Annotated in this window: 11 protein-coding genes and 2 pseudogenes; 5 read left to right on the forward strand and 8 right to left on the reverse strand. The window is 71.0% G+C overall.

What is annotated here, in order from left to right; all coding sequences use genetic code 11:
- Nucleotides 1-36: 36 nt before the first annotated feature.
- Both JHB91_RS08210 and JHB91_RS08215 read right to left on the reverse strand, forming a co-directional pair.
- Nucleotides 37-1,323: a HAMP domain-containing sensor histidine kinase gene (locus JHB91_RS08210; protein WP_199472366.1), complete on the reverse strand. Its 1,287-nt coding sequence runs from the start codon at nt 1,321-1,323 to the stop codon at nt 37-39.
- Nucleotides 1,320-2,012: a response regulator transcription factor gene (locus tag JHB91_RS08215; RefSeq protein WP_199472367.1), complete on the reverse strand. Its 693-nt coding sequence runs from the start codon at nt 2,010-2,012 to the stop codon at nt 1,320-1,322. Before JHB91_RS08215 ends, JHB91_RS08210 begins: the two co-directional genes overlap by 4 nt.
- Before the next feature lie 106 nt (nt 2,013-2,118).
- Here JHB91_RS08215 and JHB91_RS08220 point away from each other — a divergent pair, with 106 nt between their 5' ends.
- The 5 genes and pseudogenes from JHB91_RS08220 to JHB91_RS08240 form a co-directional block, all read left to right on the forward strand.
- Nucleotides 2,119-3,813 carry a glycosyltransferase family 39 protein gene (locus JHB91_RS08220; RefSeq protein ID WP_199472368.1) on the forward strand — a complete coding sequence of 565 codons (1,695 nt, stop codon included), beginning with the start codon at nt 2,119-2,121 and terminating at the stop codon, nt 3,811-3,813.
- Nucleotides 3,814-4,004: 191 nt separating this feature from the next.
- A pseudogene (locus JHB91_RS13945) lies at nt 4,005-4,190 on the forward strand (hypothetical protein); the annotation flags it as partial.
- The gene (locus tag JHB91_RS08230) at nt 4,187-5,848 is read left to right on the forward strand and encodes a phosphoethanolamine--lipid A transferase (RefSeq protein ID WP_343225072.1); all 1,662 of its coding nucleotides are present in this window, start codon (nt 4,187-4,189) and stop codon (nt 5,846-5,848) included. The pseudogene JHB91_RS13945 and the gene JHB91_RS08230, both read left to right, overlap by 4 nt.
- A 2-nt stretch (nt 5,849-5,850) precedes the next feature.
- On the forward strand, nt 5,851-6,627 hold the full coding sequence (locus tag JHB91_RS08235; RefSeq protein WP_199472697.1) for a glycosyltransferase family 2 protein: 777 nt from the start codon (nt 5,851-5,853) through the stop codon (nt 6,625-6,627).
- Nucleotides 6,624-6,920 (forward strand): annotated as a pseudogene (locus tag JHB91_RS08240) (lipid-A-disaccharide synthase N-terminal domain-containing protein); the annotation flags it as partial. The gene JHB91_RS08235 and the pseudogene JHB91_RS08240, both read left to right, overlap by 4 nt.
- A 16-nt stretch (nt 6,921-6,936) precedes the next feature.
- Here JHB91_RS08240 and dinB read toward each other — a convergent pair.
- The 6 genes from dinB to glmS form a co-directional block, all read right to left on the reverse strand.
- Nucleotides 6,937-8,004 (reverse strand): DNA polymerase IV, encoded by a 1,068-nt coding sequence (gene dinB, locus JHB91_RS08245; protein WP_199472370.1) that lies wholly within the window; start codon nt 8,002-8,004, stop codon nt 6,937-6,939.
- A gap of 21 nt (nt 8,005-8,025) precedes the next feature.
- A complete protein-coding gene (locus JHB91_RS08250) occupies nt 8,026-10,740 on the reverse strand; it encodes a bifunctional acetate--CoA ligase family protein/GNAT family N-acetyltransferase (protein ID WP_199472371.1) in 2,715 nt (904 codons plus the stop codon).
- A gap of 182 nt (nt 10,741-10,922) precedes the next feature.
- Nucleotides 10,923-13,016, reverse strand: coding sequence for a M13-type metalloendopeptidase (locus JHB91_RS08255; RefSeq protein WP_199472372.1), 2,094 nt, complete (start codon nt 13,014-13,016; stop codon nt 10,923-10,925).
- Nucleotides 13,017-13,104: 88 nt separating this feature from the next.
- Nucleotides 13,105-14,103, reverse strand: a complete 999-nt coding sequence (locus JHB91_RS08260; protein WP_199472373.1) for an LLM class flavin-dependent oxidoreductase — start codon at nt 14,101-14,103, stop codon at nt 13,105-13,107.
- Nucleotides 14,104-14,240: 137 nt separating this feature from the next.
- On the reverse strand, nt 14,241-15,692 hold the full coding sequence (locus tag JHB91_RS08265; RefSeq protein WP_199472374.1) for a bifunctional 2-methylcitrate dehydratase/aconitate hydratase: 1,452 nt from the start codon (nt 15,690-15,692) through the stop codon (nt 14,241-14,243).
- Between the two features lie 11 nt (nt 15,693-15,703).
- A complete protein-coding gene (gene glmS / locus JHB91_RS08270) occupies nt 15,704-17,533 on the reverse strand; it encodes a glutamine--fructose-6-phosphate transaminase (isomerizing) (protein WP_199472375.1) in 1,830 nt (609 codons plus the stop codon).
- Between the last annotated feature and the right edge of the window lie 50 nt (nt 17,534-17,583).

A 17,583-nucleotide genomic window follows, 5' to 3' on the forward strand; every position in this document is an offset into this window, starting at 1 on the left:
ACCTCGCCGGTTGGGGGGCCGACGCAGCACCGAAGCCTACACCGCGCCGGACGGCACCCGTGACGCGCCCAGATCCAGGCGGGCGGTGGTGCCCTCGCCGGGGCGCGAATCGATCGCGAGCCCCCAGCCCAGGTGCGCGCACAGCCGGGTGATCAGGTCGAGGCCGATGCCGCCGCCATCGCGCGTGCCGCCACGCGCGGCGCGCGCGTACACGGCACTGATTTCCTCCGGCGACATGCCCTGGCCGGGATCGTCGATCTCGACCACCGCGTCCGCCCGCAGCCGGATGTGGATCACGCCGCCACCGCTGTTCTCGATGGCATTGCGCAACAGGTTGCCGATCGCGGCCTGCACCACCGGCGCCGGGGCCAGCAGCTCGCACGGCGGCCCTTCCGCGAGCACCAGCTGCAGGCCCTTGGCCAGGGCCATGGGCCGGTGGTCCTCGACGATTTCCGGAAGCAGCTCGCCGAGCGCGATGCGGTCGTTGGCCCGCGCCAACCGCGCCGGCTCCTTGGCCAGCACCAGCAGCAGCGAGATCAGCCGCTCCATGTCGCGGGTGGTGCGGTGGATGCGCTGCAGCTTCTCCAGCGCCTTGGGCGGCACGCCCGGCTGCGCCGACGCGAGCTCCGCCGCGCCGGCGATCACCGCGATCGGCGTGCGCAGTTCGTGGCTGGCGCTGTCGATGAACGCGCGCTCGCGCTCGACGAACTCGGCGTTGCGCGCGAGGTAGCCGTTGACCGCGTCGGCGATCACCACCAGCTCGCTGGTCGCCGCGTCCGGCACCGTGACCCGCGCCTCCGCGCGCCCCGGGCGCAAGCGCGCGATCTGTCCGGCAAGGTCGGCCAGCGGCCGCACCAGCCGGCCCGCGCCCCACGCCGCGAACACCCCCAGCAGCATCGCCACCAGCAGCGCGGAGGCCAGCATGCTCATTCCCAGCTCGCGCTCTCGCCGCTCGAGGTCGGTGATGTTCAGCGCAAGCGCCAGCCGCCGGCCGCCGATGTCACGCACCATCAGCACGTGGTCGACACCGTCGAGCTTCACCTCGTCGTGCAGGCCGGGCCCGAGTGCTGCCAGCTCCGGGGGCAGCGGCCTGGTCGGCGCTTCGTAGAGTGACAACGTGTCGGTGTCGTTCCAGTGGTAGCCCGGGTCGCCGCTGCGCGCGATGAGATGATCGAACTCCGCCTCCAGCAGTGATTCCCAGACCAGTGCTTCGGCGCGCTCGTTGACGACCAGCCCGTGCGCCAGCACCGTCAGTGACAGCAGCAGGACGTAGCCGACCAGCGACCAAGTCAGACGACTGCGCAGGCTGCTGCGCGCCGTCATCCGTCACCACCTTCTGCCGACAGCTCGGCGATGCGATAGCCGACGCGCGGCAGGGTATGGATCAGCTTGCGCTCGAAGGGTTCGTCGACGCTGCGTCGCAGCTCGTAGACGTGCGAACGCAGCATGTCGCCATCGGGCGGATCGTCGCCCCAGAGCGCGTGCTCCAGGCGGTCGCGGGTCACCGCCGCGGGGCTGGCGCGCATCAGCACTTCCAGCAGCTTGCGGCAGGCCGGATAGAGGTGCAGCACGCGGCCACCGCGCGTGGCCTCCAGCGTGGCGAGGTCCAGCTTGAGGTCGGCGACCTCGAGGACCCGCCTGCGCCCGCGGCCGGTGGCACGCGCCACCAGTGCCTCCAGGCGCACCTCGAGTTCCGGCAACGCGAACGGCTTGGTCAGGTAGTCGTCGGCACCGGCGCGGAAGCCGATGATCTTGTCGGGCAGTTCGTCGCGCGCGGTCAGCATCAGCACCGGCACGTCGCTGCCGTCCTCGCGCAAGCGGCGCAGCACTTCCGGCCCGTCGAGGCGCGGCAGCATCCAGTCGAGGACGATGGCGTCGTACGCGTGGTGCCCGGCCAGGTGCAGTCCGGTGGGGCCATCGGGCGCCGCGTCGAGCATGTGGCCGCGGGCTTCGAAATAATCGAAGAGATTGGCGACCAGGTTGCGGTTGTCCTCCACGACCAGCAAATGCATGCGGAGCTCCGGAAATCACGGCAGCCTGCGCGCCGCCACGTCGGAGCGGCGTCGGAACGCCGCGATTCCGACGATTCTCCCACGTGTCGGCGGTAGCATCCGCGGCATGCCGCCATTGCCTCCCGCCCCAAGACACGCGCGCACCTGGCTCCTGGCCCTGCTGATCCTGCTCGCGCTCGGCGCCGGCATCGGCCTGCGCGACCCGTCGCCCCCCGACGAACCGCGGTTCGCGCTGGCGGCACGCGCCATGGTGGACAGCGGCGACTGGCTGGTGCCGCGCCGCGGCCACGAAGCCTACGCCGAGAAGCCCCCGGTATTCATGTGGATGCAGGCCGCCAGCTGGACTGTCGTCCGCGACTGGCGCGTGGCGTTCCTGCTGCCGTCGCTGCTCGCGGCACTGGCAACGCTGGCGCTGGTACATGCCGCCGCGGGACGGCTGTGGTCGCAGCGGTACGCGCCCTGGGCAATGGGCGCGCTGTTCGTGTGCCTGCAGTTCGGCCTGCAGGCCAAGCGTGCGCAGATCGACATGGTGCTGGTGGCGCTGACCACCCTTTCGCTGTGCGCGTTGCTGCGCCACCTGCTGGCAGGCCGCGACCGGCGCTGGCTGGCGCTTGGCATGTTCGCCGCGGGACTGGGCACGGTGACCAAGGGCGTGGGCTTCCTGCCGCTGCTGGTGCTGCTGCCGTGGCTGTGGGTCCGGCGGCACCAGCCGCATCTCCCTACCAGGCGCGTCGCGAGCGATGGGGGGCTCGCGCTTGCCGCGTTCGCCGCCGGGGCGGCGGTGTGGCTGGCACCGCTCGGCCTCGCGCTGCTGCGCAACCCGGATCCGGCGCTGCAGGCCTACGCGCACGAGCTGCTCTTCCGCCAGACCGGCGAGCGCTACGTCAACGCCTGGCACCACGTGCAGCCGCCCTGGTACTACGCGCAGACCATCGCCACGCTGTGGCTGCCGGGCGCGCTGCTGCTGCCGTGGCTGCTGCCGGCGTGGTGGCGGCGGCTGCGCCGCGGCGATCCGCGCTACGTGCTGCTGCTGGGCTGGGCGGCGCTGGTGCTGCTGTTCTTTTCGCTGAGCCCCGGCAAGCGCGAGGTGTACGTGTTCCCGGCGCTGCCGGCCATGTGCCTGACCGCGGCGCCGCTGCTGCCGGCGCTGCTGCGCCGCGCCGGCGTGCGCCGGCTGCTGTGCGGCTGGCTGCTGCTGGTCGGTGCGTTGTGCCTGGGCGCCGCGACGAGCGGCCTGGCGGACGCCGCCTGGGCCGCGCGCCTCGCCGCATCGCGTGGCATCGAACCCGCGGACATGCGCACGCTGCTGTGGGCGCTCGGTGTGCTCGGCGCCGGTGCCTGGGTGCTGGCTGCGGTCTTCCGCGGGCGGCGCATCGCGCTTGCACTCGTGCTGTTCACGGCGATGGTGTGGACGACGTACGGGCTGGCGCTCGCGCCGGCGCTGGACGCCTCGAGCTCGGGCCGCGCGCTGATGCAGCGGGTGGACACGCGGATTGGCGCGGACGGCGAACTCGGCGCCGTGGCATGGCGGGAGCAGCATCTCCTGCAGGCCAGGCGCCCGATGACCGAGTTCGGGTTCAAACGTCCCTGGCACCTGCAGTGGCGCGACGCCGCGGCGTGGGCCGCCCAGGCCCCCGAACGGCGCTGGCTGTGGCTGCCAGACGAAGCACTCAACCCGTGCGTGGACCGTGGCCGGGCCCTGCGCATGGGCCGCGCCAGCCGCCAGGACTGGTGGCTGGTAGCGGGCACGGACATCGACCCGCACTGCCAGGCGCCACCGTTCGCCCGGGATGGCGATTAACGAAGCCCGAACTTAACTCCCACGCCTCTCCGACAAGCGCGCCGCGATCATCGTCGCAATTCACATTGATGCCAGCGATGCGCCCCGACTTCCTCACCATGCCGACGCCCGTGAGCAGCGCGTACGCCAGCCGCGCTCCGGGCGGCTGGGCGCTCCTGCCGTGGGCGGTCGTTCCGGCGTTGCTTGCGATCGTCGCGCCGAGCGGCCGCCGCACCGGGCTCGCCATCGGCGTGGCGATCGGCCTGGTCTTCGGCATCGACCAGCAGCTGCGCGGTGCCCACTTCCTGTCGCACGACCTGTGGTCGTTGGCCCTCTGCTGGGCCGTCGCCGTGACCGTGGCCGCACTGTGGCCCACGCCGGCGGAGCGGGTGGCGTGAGCGTTGTCGCACTGCCGCTGCGCCGCAGCCACGATGTACTTGGCCGGCTGCGCACCTGGCGGCCCCTGATCACGGTGGAATCGCTGGCGTTGTGGGCCAGCCTGTACTTCGTGCTGGCGTGCAACGGGCCGTTCTGGCACTCGGCGTTCGCGACCGGGGCGTTGGCCGGCGCATCCGGCGCGCTCGCGGCGGCGTGCCTGCTGGTGCTGGTGTTCGCGCTGCAGGCCTTCCTGTTCTGCGTGCTGCTGCATGGCCCGCTGGCGAAGCCGGTGCTCGCGCTGCTGCTGCTGGCGGGCGCCGCGGCCAACCACTACGCGCGCACGTACGGCATCTATTTCGACACCGACATGGTGCGCAACGTGCTGCATACCGACGCCCGCGAGGCGGGCGAGCTGCTGGCCTGGGGCCTGCTGCCGTCGTTGGCGCTGCATGCCGGGCTGCCACTCCTGGTGCTGTCGCGCATCCGGCTGCGCCGCCGCACGCCCGCGCGTGCCGGCTTGACCTGCCTGGGCTGGTTGCTGGCGCTGGCGCTGGTTGCCGCCGGCAGCGCGCTCGGCGGGTTCCAGGACGTCTCGGCACTGATGCGCAACAACCGCGAGCTGCGGCACCTGATCACGCCCGGCAACCTGGTCGTCGCGGCGGCGACCATCGCCCGTGGCGATGGCGCCATGCAGGGCTTGCGCCGCGTGCTCGGCGGCGACGCCGTGCTTGCCGCCCGCCCGCCCGAAGCGCGGCCGCGCCTGCTGGTGCTGGTGATTGGCGAGACCGTGCGCGCGCAGAACTGGGGATTGAACGGCTACGCGCGGCAGACCACGCCGCGGCTGGCCGCGTCCGACGCGATCAATTTCGCCGACGTCGACGCCTGCGGCACCAGCACCGAGGTCTCGCTGCCGTGCATGTTTTCGCCGGACGGCCGCGACGGTTACGACAAGGCGCGCCTGGCGAATTCGGAATCGCTGCTGCATGTGCTCGAACACTCCGGCGTGCACAGCACCTGGCGCGACAACCAGTCCGGCTGCAAGGGCGTCTGCACCGGCCTGGCCTACGAGTCGATGCATGACACGGCCGCGGCGACCTGCGGCGCGCACGAATGTCATGACGAGGTCCTGCTGGATGGTCTCGATGCGGCCATCGATCGCTGGCCCGGCGACCAGGTGATCGTGCTGCACCAGGTCGGCAACCACGGCCCCGCCTATCACCGCCGCGCGCCGGAGCGCCTGCGGCGCTTCACGCCGACCTGCGACACCGACGACCTCGGCCTTTGCAGCCGCGACCAGGTGGTGAACAGCTACGACAACGCGGTGCTCGCCACCGACGACCTGCTGGCGGACACCATCGCGCTGCTGGCCCGCCGCGACGATCGCGACAGCGCACTGCTGTATGTCTCCGACCACGGTGAATCGCTGGGCGAGAACGGCCTCTACCTGCACGGCCTGCCGTACGCCATCGCACCCGACACGCAGAAGAAGGTGCCGATGCTGGCGTGGCTGTCGCCGGGCATGGCGGTGGCGCGCCACCTGGACCACGCTTGCCTGCGCCGGCGGGCCCATTCACCGGCCAGCCACGACGACCTGTTCCATTCTGTGCTCGGATTGCTCGAGGTGCGCACCGCGCTCTACGATCGCCGCCATGACGTGTTCTCGGAGTGCGTCGCATGAATATGAACCTTCCTCCGGCACGCGGCCCGTGGACACCCACGCTCAGCGTCGTGGTGCCGGCGTTCAACGAGGCCGCCAACCTGCCGGTGCTGATCGACGAGATCGACGCGGCGCTTGCCACCGCCGTCGACAGCTACGAAATCATCTGCGTCGACGACGCCTCCGACGACGGCACTGACACCGCACTGGCCAGGTGCATGGCGACGCGCCCGCACCTGCGCGTGCTGCGCCACCGCGCACGCAGCGGGCAGAGCGCGGCGCTGCGCAGCGGCGTCAGGGTCGCGCGCGCGCCCTGGGTGGCGACGCTCGACGGCGATGGCCAGAACGACCCCGCCGACCTGCCGCGACTGCTGCAGGCGCGCGCCGCCGCCGCCGACGACGTGCGCCTGTTCGCGGGATGGCGCGTGAAGCGCGAGGATTCCGCCAGCAAGCGCGTGGCCTCGCGCATCGCCAACGCGATCCGCGCGCGCCTGCTGAATGACGCTACGCCGGATACCGGCTGCGGCATCAAGCTGTTCGCGCGCGATGCGTTCCTGGACCTGCCTGCGTTCGACCACATGCATCGCTACCTGCCGGCGCTGATGCAGCGCGCCGGCTGGCGCACCCTCAGCGTGCCGGTGGGCCACCGCCCGCGCCTGCACGGGCACAGCAAGTACGACAACCTCGGGCGCGCGCTGGTCGGCATCAGCGACCTGCGCGGCGTGCTCTGGCTGCTGCGGCGCGGCGCCTGCGCCGTCGCCGACGAACGCGCAACGCAGGACTCAGGAGTGATGCCATGAACGAGACCATCGCCGCACTGGCTTGGACGGGCGTCGTGGTAACGCCATGGAAGCTGATCGGCCTGATAGGCGCCATGCTCTTCGGCGCGCGCTGGCTGGTGCAGTTCGCGGCCTCGCGGCAGGCTGGCCGCGCGGTGGTGCCGCGCAGTTTCTGGATCATCAGCCTGTGCGGCAGCGCCATGACGCTGTCGTACTTCCTGTTCTCGGAAAAGCAGGACGCGGTGGGCGTGCTGCAGAACCTGCTGCCGGCGCTGACCGCGGCGTACAGCCTGTGGCTGGACCTGCGCCCGCGGCCGCCGCGCGGCGAGCTCAGTGCGGATCGAACAGCGCCGCCTGGCGCGGCAGAACCCCGGGCTCGCGGAATCCGCCGAGGCCTACTCCGACCAGCCGGTAGCGTGTCGACGCGGGCAGGTCGACGCGTTCCCGCAGGGCAAGCGCGAACGCCGTGAATTCGGCTTCGGTGGCCGGGGGCGATTCCGGCGTGTAGCTGCGCGTCAGGATGCGGAACTGCGCGGTCTTGAGCTTCAGCACCACCGTGCGCCCCACGCGCTCCGTCTTGCGGCTTGCCGCCCAGGCCTTGGCCGCCAGCGCGCGGATCGCGGGCTCGAGTTCCTCCAGCGGCAGGTCGGTGGCGAACGTGTCTTCGGCCGAGATCGACTGCACCGGCTGGTCCGGTTCCACCGGCCGCTCGTCGATGCCGTGCGCACGCCGGTGCAGGCTGGCGCCGAAGCTGCCGAAGCGCAGCTGCAGTTCCTCGACCGCAAACGCGCGCAGGTCGCCCATGGTGGCCACGCCGATCGCGGCAAGCTTCGCCTCCATCACCTTGCCCACGCCCGGAATGCGCCCCACCGGCAGCGGCGCGAGGAAGGCATCGACCTGCGACGGGCGGATCACGAACTGGCCGTCCGGCTTGTTCCAGTCCGAGGCGATCTTGGCCAGGAACTTGTTGGGCGCGATGCCGGCCGACGCGGTAAGCGCGGTCTCGTCGCGGATCGCCGCGCGGATCATGCGCGCCGATTCGGTGGCGCTCGGCGAGGCGATCTTCGGCGCGGTGACGTCGAGGTAGGCCTCGTCCAGCGACAGCGGCTGCACGAGGTCGGTATGGCGCAGGAAGATCTCGCGCACCTGCCGGGAGACCGCCTTGTAGCGCGTGAAATCCGGCGGCACGAACACCGCGTCCGGGCACAGCCGCTCGGCGCGCACCGCCGGCATCGCCGAGCGCACGCCGAACACGCGCGCCTCGTACGACGCCGCGCACACCACCGAGCGCGCGCCGCGCCAGGCCACGACCACGGGGCGCCCGCGCAGGGCGGGATCGTCGCGCTGCTCGACCGACGCGTAGAACGCGTCCATGTCGATGTGCAGGATCTTGCGCATCACACCGTCATCCACTTGGCGTCACGCGGGATGCACCCGGTCCCCATGCGGTACCGGAAGCGTGACCAGCATGACCGTGGCGTCGTCCGGATCCGGCACCACCCTGAAGCCGAGCTGCCGGCACATGCGCAGCATGGTGCTGTTTTCGCGCAGCACCTGGCCCTCGATCACCTTCAGGCCCATCCAGCGCGCGACCTCCACCATCTCCTCCATCAGCCGCCAGCCCAGGCCGGCGCCCTTGAGGTCGGAGCGCACCATGATCCCGTACTCGCCGCGGTCGTAGTTGGCATCGGCCAGCAGGCGCACTGCGCCAAGCATCTCGCCGCTGCCGGCGTCGACCGCCACCAGCGCCATCGAACGCGCGTAGTCGAGCTGCACCAGCCGGGCGATGAAATCGTGGCTGAAGTCGCGCACCGCGCGGAAGAAGCGCAGGCGCAGATCCTCGGCGCTGACCTTGTCGAAGAAGTGCCGGAACATCGCGTCGTCCTCGGGGCGCACCGGGCGCACGAACGCCTCGCGTCCGTCGGCGAGCGTCATCGTGCGCTCCAGCTCCTTCGGATACGGGAACACCGCGAAGCGCGGGTGGCCGCGGCCCTTGTGCAGCTGCCGCGACACCGACACCGCCACGCGCGCGTCCAGCGCCAGCACGCCGTCGGCATCGACCAGCAGCGGGTTGATGTCGACCTCGCGCACCGCCGGGATGTCGGCGGCCAGCTGCGCCAGCTTGACCAGCACCAGCGCCAGCGCGCGCTCGTCGGCGGCGGGTACGTCGCGGTAGGCCTTGAGGATGCGCGATACGCGCGTGCGGCCGATCATCTCGTGCGCCAGGCGCAGGTCGAGCGGCGGCAGGGCGAGGGTCTTGTCGTCGATCACCTCGACCGCGGTGCCGCCGCGGCCGAACACCACCACCGGCCCGAACACCGGATCGTCGGCGATGCCGGCCAGCACTTCGCGCGCCTTCGGCCGCAGCGCCATCGGCTGCACCAGCACGCCCGCGATGCGCGCCTCGGGCCGCCGCGCCGCCGCGCGGCGCATCACCTCGCCCGCTGCCTCGCGCACCGCGTCTTCGCTGGCGAGGTTGAGGCGCACACCGTCGACGTCCGACTTGTGCGCGATGTCCGGCGACAGCACCTTGACCGCCACCTTGCCGCCGGCGGCCAGCATCGGTGCGGCGATGCGCGCGGCGGCGTCGGCATCCTCCGCCGGCAGCGCGCGCGCGAAGGGAATGCCGTAGGCCTCGAGCAGGGTCGCGACCGCACCGGGCGCAAGCCACTCCTCGCCGGCGTGCAGCGCGGCGGCCACCACCGCATCCGCCGCGCCGCGGTCCACCACGAAGTCCTCGGGCAGGCTCGGTGGCGTCTCCATCAGCGCCTGCTGCGCTTCGCGATGGCGGACGAGGTACATGAAGCCGCGCACGGCTTCGGCCTCGCTGGCGTAGCTGGGAATCCCGGCCTCGCCGAGCTTCGCCATCGATTCCGGGTCACCTCCCATCCACACCGCCAGCGTCGGCTTGCGCACCAGGCCGCGCGGGCGCGCGGCGAGCGTGCGCACCACGGCGTCCGCGGCCTCGCCAGGATCGGAGAGCACGGTCGGCGCGTGCATCACCAGCACCGCGTCGTTGCCGGGATCGGACAGCAGTGCGTCCATGCCGGCCGCGTAACGCGTGCCGTCGGCGTCGCCCAGCATGTCCACCGGATTGTTGCGCGACCAGCCGAGCGGATACGCGCGGTCGAGCTGCTGCACGGTCGCGGGCGACAGTGCGGCCGGCTGGCCGCCCAGGTCGATGAGGCGGTCGAGCGCCAGCATCCCGGCGCCGGCACCGTTGGTGAGCACCGCCAAGCGCTTGCCGGGCACGTCGCCGAGGTGCGACAGCGTCTCCACCGCGGCGAACAGCTCGTCCAGCGCGTGCACGCGCAGCAGGCCGGCGCGGCGGAACGCGGCTTCATACGCGGCGTCCGGCGTGGCCAGGCGCGCGGTGTGGGTCTGCGCGTGCACTGGCGCTGGCACGTGCCGGCCGGGGCGCACCACGACCACCGGCTTGCCGCGTGCGGCGGCGCGCGCCGCGGTCACGAACTTGCGCGCGTCGCGGACTTCCTCGAGGTACAGCAGGATGGCGCGCGTATGGCGGTCGACCGCGAAGTAATCGAGCAGGTCGGCGAAGTCGACATCGATCGCGTCACCCAGCGACGCCACCGCCGAAAAACCGATGCCGCGCGGATGCGCCCACTCCAGCACGCCGGCCGCCACCGCGCCGGACTGCGACAGCAGCGCGAGGTCGCCGGCGAGCGGACGATGCGCGGCAAAGCTCGCGAACAGCCCGGCATGCGGCGCCACCACGCCCAGGCAGTTGGGGCCGACGATGCGCATGCCGAGCGGACGGGCCACTGCTTCGAGTGCGGCGTTCTGAGAACCCGGGCCGGCGCCCATGCCACGGGTGAGCACGATCGCCGCACGGGTGCCGCACGCAGCCGCGGCTGCCACGACCGCGGCGACCTCGCCGGGCGGCGTGGCGATCACCACCAGGTCGGGTTGGAAACCGAGGGCATCGATCGACGGCGCGGCTGCCACGCCCTCGATCTCGCGGTGGAACGGGTTCACCAGGCCCACCGGGCCGGCAAACCCGCCTTCGCGCACCTGCTGCAGCACCAGCCGGCCGAGCGACCGCTCGCGCGGGCTGGCGCCCACCACGGCGACCGAACGCGGCGCGAAGACCGCGTCGAGCGCGTACGTACTCACGGAAACACGCCCGCGACGTACCGCTTCAACAGGTCCACCAGCACCCGGGCGGTGCCTGCCTTCGCGCGCGCAGCTGCCATCGGCCGTCGGTTCCCTCGTTCCAGGACGGCACCATGATCGCGCAATCCGGCGTGAAGGGCGCCGGCCCGGGACACTGCCCGGGCGCGGCGCACGCACGGCGTTTACCAGATGACGATCTGGTCGTTCCCGGCGCGGATCATCGGCGAGCCCGCCTCGCACGACCACGCCGCGGCGAACGCCGGCAGGTTCGACGGTGCACCGACCGCGCGGAAATTCGCGGGTGCGTGCGAGTCGGTCGCCAGGCGCACCGCCAGTTCCTCGTCGGTGAAGTTGCGGCGCCACACCGTGGCCCAGTTGGCGAAGAAGCGCTGGTCGCGGCTCAGGCCGTCGGTCATCGGATCCGCGCTGTCGCCGGCGGCCGTCTTCATCGCGTCGTAGGCCACTGCCAGGCCGCCGAGATCGGCGATGTTCTCGCCCAGCGTCAGCTTGCCGTTGACGAACTTGCCGGGCGCCGCCTCGTAGCCGTTGAACTGCGCGACGAGCTGGTCGGTGAGCTGCTTGAAGCCGGCCGCGTCGGCGTCGGTCCACCAGTTCTCGAAGTTTCCGGTGGGCCCGAAACGGCTGCCCTGGTCGTCATAGCCGTGGATCATCTCGTGGCCGATCACCGCGCCGATGCCGCCGTAGTTGAGCTCGGGCGTGGCCGCCGGGTCGAAGAACGGCGGCTGCAGGATGCCGGCCGGGAACACGATCTCGTTGGCGCTGGAGCGGTAGTAGGCGTTGACCGTCTGCGGGCTCATGCCCCACTCGCTGCGGTCCACGGGCTTGCCGATCTTGCCCATGTTCCAGGCGTAGTTGAACGCGTTGGCGGCCTGCACGTTGCCGATGAAGCTGTCACGCGAGGTGGCAAGGCCGGTCCAGTCGCGCCACACGTCCGGGTAGCCGATCTTGGGCGTGAAGCTGGCCCACTTCTCCATCGCCTTGACCTTGGTGGCGTCGGACATCCAGGCCAGGTTTTCGATGCGCACCTTCAGCGCGTCGCTGAGGTTCTTCACCAGCGCTTCCATCTGCGCCTTGGACTCGGCCGGGAACGCGACCTTCACGTACATCTGGCCCAGCGTCTCGCCGGCCACGCCGTTGAGCGCGTCGAGCACGCGCTTGCCGCGCTCCTGCATCTCCTGCTGGCCGCGCAGGGTCTTGGCGTAGAAATCGTAGTTGGCCTGCACGAAGTCGTCGCCGAGGTACGGCGAAGCATCGTCGACCGCGTGGAAGCGCAGGTAGGACTGCCAGGTCGCCACCGGCACATCGGCCAGCATGGTGCCGACCTCGGCGTGGAACGCCGGGATGGCGAGCGAGAACATCGCAGGCGCGGCCACGCCCTGGGCTTCGAAGAACTTCGCCCAGCCAAACGCCGGCGCGAGCTTCTCGGCGTCGGCCAGCGACACCGGGTTGTAGCGCAGCTCGGCGTCACGCGAGAGCTCCACGCGCGACTTGGACACGCCGGCCAGGCGCTTCTCGAACGCCACCACGTCGGCAGCCTGCTTGTCCGCCGCTGCGGCATCCACGCCCGACAGCGCAAGCACGCGCGCGACGTGCTGCTGGTAGGCGACCAGCTTGTCGGCGTGCGCGGCGTCGAAGTAATAGCTGCGGTCCGGGAGGCCCAGCCCGCCCTGCATGGCATAGGCGATGTTGGTCGCCGAATCCTTGAAATCGGGGCCGGCATGGAAGCGGAACAGCGCGTTGTTGCCGCTGGCGGCGCTGCTGTGCAGGTAGCCGGCGAGCGCGTCGGCACCGTCGATCGCGGCGATCGCGTCGAGGTCGGCCTGCAGCGGGGCGAGTCCCTGGGCGTTGATCGCCTCGGCATCCATGCCGGTGGCCCACAGGTCGCCGACGATCTTCTCGGTCAGGCTGGCATCGGTGAGCGCTGCGGCCTGTTCGGCCAGCTGGCGCTGGATCTGCTGCGAACGTTCGGTCAGCACCTCGAACGAGCCCCACGACGTGCGGTCGCCCGGAATCGCGTTGCCGGCAAGCCACGGACCGTTGACGTGCGCGCCGAAGTCCGTGCATGCGGCGACCGCGGGATCGACGTCGGCCGCGGAGAAGCGATTGACGGCCTGCAGCTGCGACTCGTCGAGGGTGACGCGCGCGGCTTCGGCGCTGGCGGCGGCGGCCGCGGTGCCGTCCTGGCCGGAACATGCGGCGAGCGCGGTGGCGACGGCGACGGACAGCAGCAGGACGCGGGGATTCTTGGAATTCACAGTGACTCCGGGAGCGTGGAAGACGTTTGCCCGGTGCGGGCGATCGTCCACCTTAGGCGAAGGCGCGCCGCCCCCCGGGTGTCGAAGGTCATGGCCGGGCGTCGGCGATGATCTGGAAGGAACAGTGGCGCAGCGCCGGATCGAAGATGTCGGATACCACCATCAGCTCGTCGGCCGCGGTGCGCTCGACGAACGCGCGCATGCCGGCGCGCACCGTGTCCGGGCCGCCGATGATGCTGCAGGCGAGCATCTGCGACGCCTGCACCTTCTCCTGCGGCGACCAGTAGGCCTCGATGTCCGCGATCGGCGGTTGGGTGAGGTTGCGCACGCCGCGGAACATGTCGGCGAACGACATCTGCTGCGAGGTGGCGAGGAAGCGCGCTTCCTCGTCGGTGGGCGCGGCGATGATGTTCACGCCGACCAGCGCGTAGGGCTTGTCGAGCTGCGCCGACGGCTTGAAACGCTCGCGGTACACGCGCAGCGCCTGGTCCAGCGCCTGCGGCGCGAAGTGCGAGGCGAAGCCGTAGGGCAGGCCCAGCTCCGCCGCCAGCTGCGCGCCGAACAGGCTGGAGCCGAGGATCCACAGCGGCACCTCGGTGCCCGAGCCCGGCACCGCTTCGATGCGCTGGCCTTCGCGCACCGGGCCCAGCCAGGCCTGCAGCTCCTGCACGTCCTGCGGGAAGTGCTCGCTGCTGGCGGGATCGCGGCGCAGCGCACGCAGCGTCAGCTGGTCGGTGCCCGGCGCGCGGCCGAGGCCGAGGTCGATGCGGTCCGGGAACAGCGTCGCCAGCGTGCCGAACTGCTCGGCGATGATGTACGGCGCGTGGTTGGGCAGCATGATGCCGCCGGCGCCGACGCGGATGGTGCTGGTGCCGGCCGCGACATGCGCGATGACCAGCGACGTCGCCGCGGTGGTGACCGCAGGCATGTTGTGGTGTTCGGCAATCCAGAAGCGCGTGTAGCCGAGCGATTCCGCATGGCGCGCCAGGTCGCGCGCACCGTCCAGCGCGCTGCGCCGGTCCGAGCCCTGGCGCACGCGCCCGAGTTCGAGGATGGACAGGGCGATGTTGCCGCCGGCGCTGTGCATGGGGGGAGGCTCCATGCGCGACGGCGCCAGCGGCCCGTATGCCGCTGCGTCCGCGCGCATCACGATGATACAAGCGGGTGCGCGCGACCCGCGGGCATGGCTGGCACGCAGTGTCCGACCGGCTGGCGGACCATCCTTCAGATCACGTAGAGATCGACGTAGGCGTGCACCGGCATGGCCTCCAGCGTGGCCTGGTCGAGGCTGGCGGCGAGGATCGCCCGCTGCTGCGGCTCGGGGAAGCGCCGCGCCAGGTTGGTGCGGAACTTGGCCTCCAGCAGCGGGATGCCCTCGTCGCGCCGCCGTGGGTGCCCCACGGGATATTCAACCGCGACTTCGGCGAGCCGCGTGCCGTCGTTGAATTCCACGGCCAGCGCGTTGGCGATGCTGCGCTTGCCGGGGTCGTGGTAGTCGGCGGTGTAGCGCGGGTCCTCGACGCAGTTGATCTTCGCCCGCAGCCGGTCGATGCGCGGGTCCGCGGCCACGTCGTCTTCGTAGTCGCCGGCGGTCAGGCGCCCGAACACCAGCGCCACCGCGACCATGTACTGGATGCAGTGGTCGCGATCTGCCGGATTGTCCAGCGGACCCTGCTTGTCGATGATGCGCATGCACGCCTGCTGCGTGCGGATGGTGATCGCGGCGATGTCGTCGACGCCCCTTGCTGCCGCCGCGAGCTGCCCATGCAGGAGCAGCGCCGCCTCGACCGCGGTCTGGCCATGGAACTCGGCGGGGAAACTGATCTTGAACAGCACGTTCTCCATCACGTAGCTGCCATAGGGGCGCTGGAACCGGAAGGGTTCGCCCTTGAACGAGACGTCGTAGAAGCCCCACGTGGGCGCGGTCAGCGCGCCGGGGTAGCCCATCTCCCCGGTCGCCGCGATCAGCGCCAGGCGCACGGCGCGGCTGGTGGCGTCGCCCGCGGCCCAGGATTTGCGGCTGCCGGTGTTGGGCGCGTGCCGGTAGGTCCGCAGGCTCTGCCCGTCCACCCACGCCAGCGACACCGCGTTGAGGATCTGCTCGCGCGACAGGCCCAGCAGCCAGGCGACCACCGCGGTCGATGCCACCTTCACCAGCACCACGTGGTCCAGGCCGACGCGGTTGAAGCTGTTCTCCAGCGCGATGCAGCCCTGGATCTCGTGCGCCTTGACCATCGCCGCCAGCACGTCGCGCATTGCCAGCGGCGGCCTTCCGGCGGTCACCGCGGTGCGGCTGAGCCAGTCGGCCACCGCGAGGATGCCGCCGAGGTTGTCGGACGGATGCCCCCACTCGGCGGCCAGCCAGGTGTCGTTGAAGTCCAGCCAGCGGATCATCGCGCCGATGTTGAAGGCCGCCTGCACCGGATCGAGCTGGTGCTGCGTACCGGGCACGCGCGCGCCATCGGGCACCACCGTGCCGGGCACCAGCGGCCCCAGCAGCCTGGTGCACGCCGGGTACTCCAGCGCCTCGAGGCCGCAGCCCAGTGTGTCGATCAGGCAGTTGCGCGCGGTCTCCCAGGCGAGCGGCGAGTCGATCACGTAACCGGTGACGTAGTCGACGATGTCGACCAGCACCTGGTCGGGTTCGGGACGGACGTTGCCGGCATGCGAGGACATGGCCTGCAGCCTTACTCCACCGTGACGCTCTTCGCCAGGTTGCGCGGCTTGTCCACGTCCGTGCCGCGCGCAAGCGCCACGTGGTACGCCAGCATCTGCACGGGAATCGTGTGCACGATCGGGCTCAGCACGCCGACGTGGCGCGGCGTGCGGATCACGTGCACGCCTTCCGACTCCTCGAAGTTGCTGTCGGCGTCAGTGAACACGAACAGCTCACCGCCGCGGGCACGCACTTCCTGCATGTTGGACTTCACTTTTTCCAGCAGCGAGTCCTTCGGCGCGATCACCACCACCGGCATGTCGGCGTCGACCAGCGCCAGCGGCCCGTGCTTGAGCTCGCCGGCCGGGTACGCCTCGGCGTGGATGTAGGAGATTTCCTTGAGCTTGAGCGCGCCCTCGAGCGCGATCGGGTAGTGCACGCCGCGGCCGAGGAACAGCGCGTGGTCCTTGGGCGCGAAGCGCTCGGCCCACAGCGCGATCTGCGGCTCGAGGTTGAGCGCGTGCTGCACGCTGCCCGGCAGGTGGCGCAGTGCCTCGATGTAGTCGCTCTCACTGGCTTCCGGCAGGCGGCCGTTGAGCTTGGCGAGCGTGACGGCGAGTGCGAACAGGCCGACCAGCTGGGTGGTGAACGCCTTGGTGGAGGCGACGCCGATCTCCGCGCCGGCGCGGGTGTAGAACACCAGCCGGCTGGCGCGCGGGATGGCGCTCTCGGGCACGTTGCAGATCGACAGCGTGTAGTCGTGGCCCAGCGACTTGGCGTACTTCAGCGCTTCCATGGTGTCGAGCGTTTCGCCCGACTGCGAGATGGTGACCACCAGGTGCTTCGGGTTGGCGACCGCGGTGCGGTAGCGGTACTCGCTGGCGATCTCGACGCTGCACGGCAGGCCGCTGATCGCCTCGATCCAGTAGCGCGCCACGGAGCCTGCGTAGAAGCTGGTGCCGCAGGCGAGGATCTGCACCCCTTCGACGTCGCCAAGCACGGCAGCCGCGTCCTTGCCGAACAGCGCCGGCTCGAACCCGCCGGCGTCGATGATCGCTTCCATCGTGTCGGCCAGCGCGCGCGGCTGCTCGTGGATTTCCTTCTGCATGTAATGCCGGTAGGGACCGAGCTCCAGCGACGCCAGCGAGACGTCGGACAGGTGTTCCTCGCGCATCACCGGCTGGTCGTCGGCACCGAACACGCGCACGCCCTCGCGCGTCACTTCGGCGGTGTCGCCCTCTTCCAGGAAGATCACCCGGCGCGTGGCCTGCAGGATCGCCGACACGTCGGAGGCCACGAAATTCTCGCCGTCGCCCAGGCCGACCAGCAGCGGGCAGCCCATGCGCGCGCACACCAGGCGTCCCGGCTCCTTGTGGCTGACCACGGCCAGCGCATAGGCGCCGTCGAGTTCCTTCACCGCGCGCTGCAGCGCACCCAGCAGGTCGTCGCCGTCCTGGAGGTAATGGTGGATCAGGTGCGCGATGACTTCGGTATCGGTCTGCGATTCGAAGGTGTAGCCGAGACCCTTCAGGCGCTCGCGCTGCGCTTCGTGGTTCTCGATGATGCCGTTGTGCACCAGCGCCACGCCGTGGCTGACGTGTGGATGGGCGTTGGATTCGGTCACGCCGCCGTGGGTGGCCCAGCGGGTGTGGCCGATGCCGAGGTTGGCCTGGAAGCCCTCGCTGGCTGCGGCGGACTCCATCTCCGCCACGCGTCCGGTGCGGCGCACGCGGCGCACGTCGTCGCCGTCGACGACCGCGATGCCGGCGGAATCGTAGCCGCGATATTCAAGCCGCTTGAGTCCTTCGATCAGGACCGGAACCACATCGCGATCCGCGATCGCGCCGACGATGCCACACATGTGCTGGAACCCCTTCCTCTGGAATCCCAAGTCTAACGGGGAAAGGCCCC

The organism is Luteimonas sp. MC1828, from assembly GCF_016461615.1.
Taxonomy (GTDB): Bacteria; Pseudomonadota; Gammaproteobacteria; order Xanthomonadales; family Xanthomonadaceae; genus Luteimonas.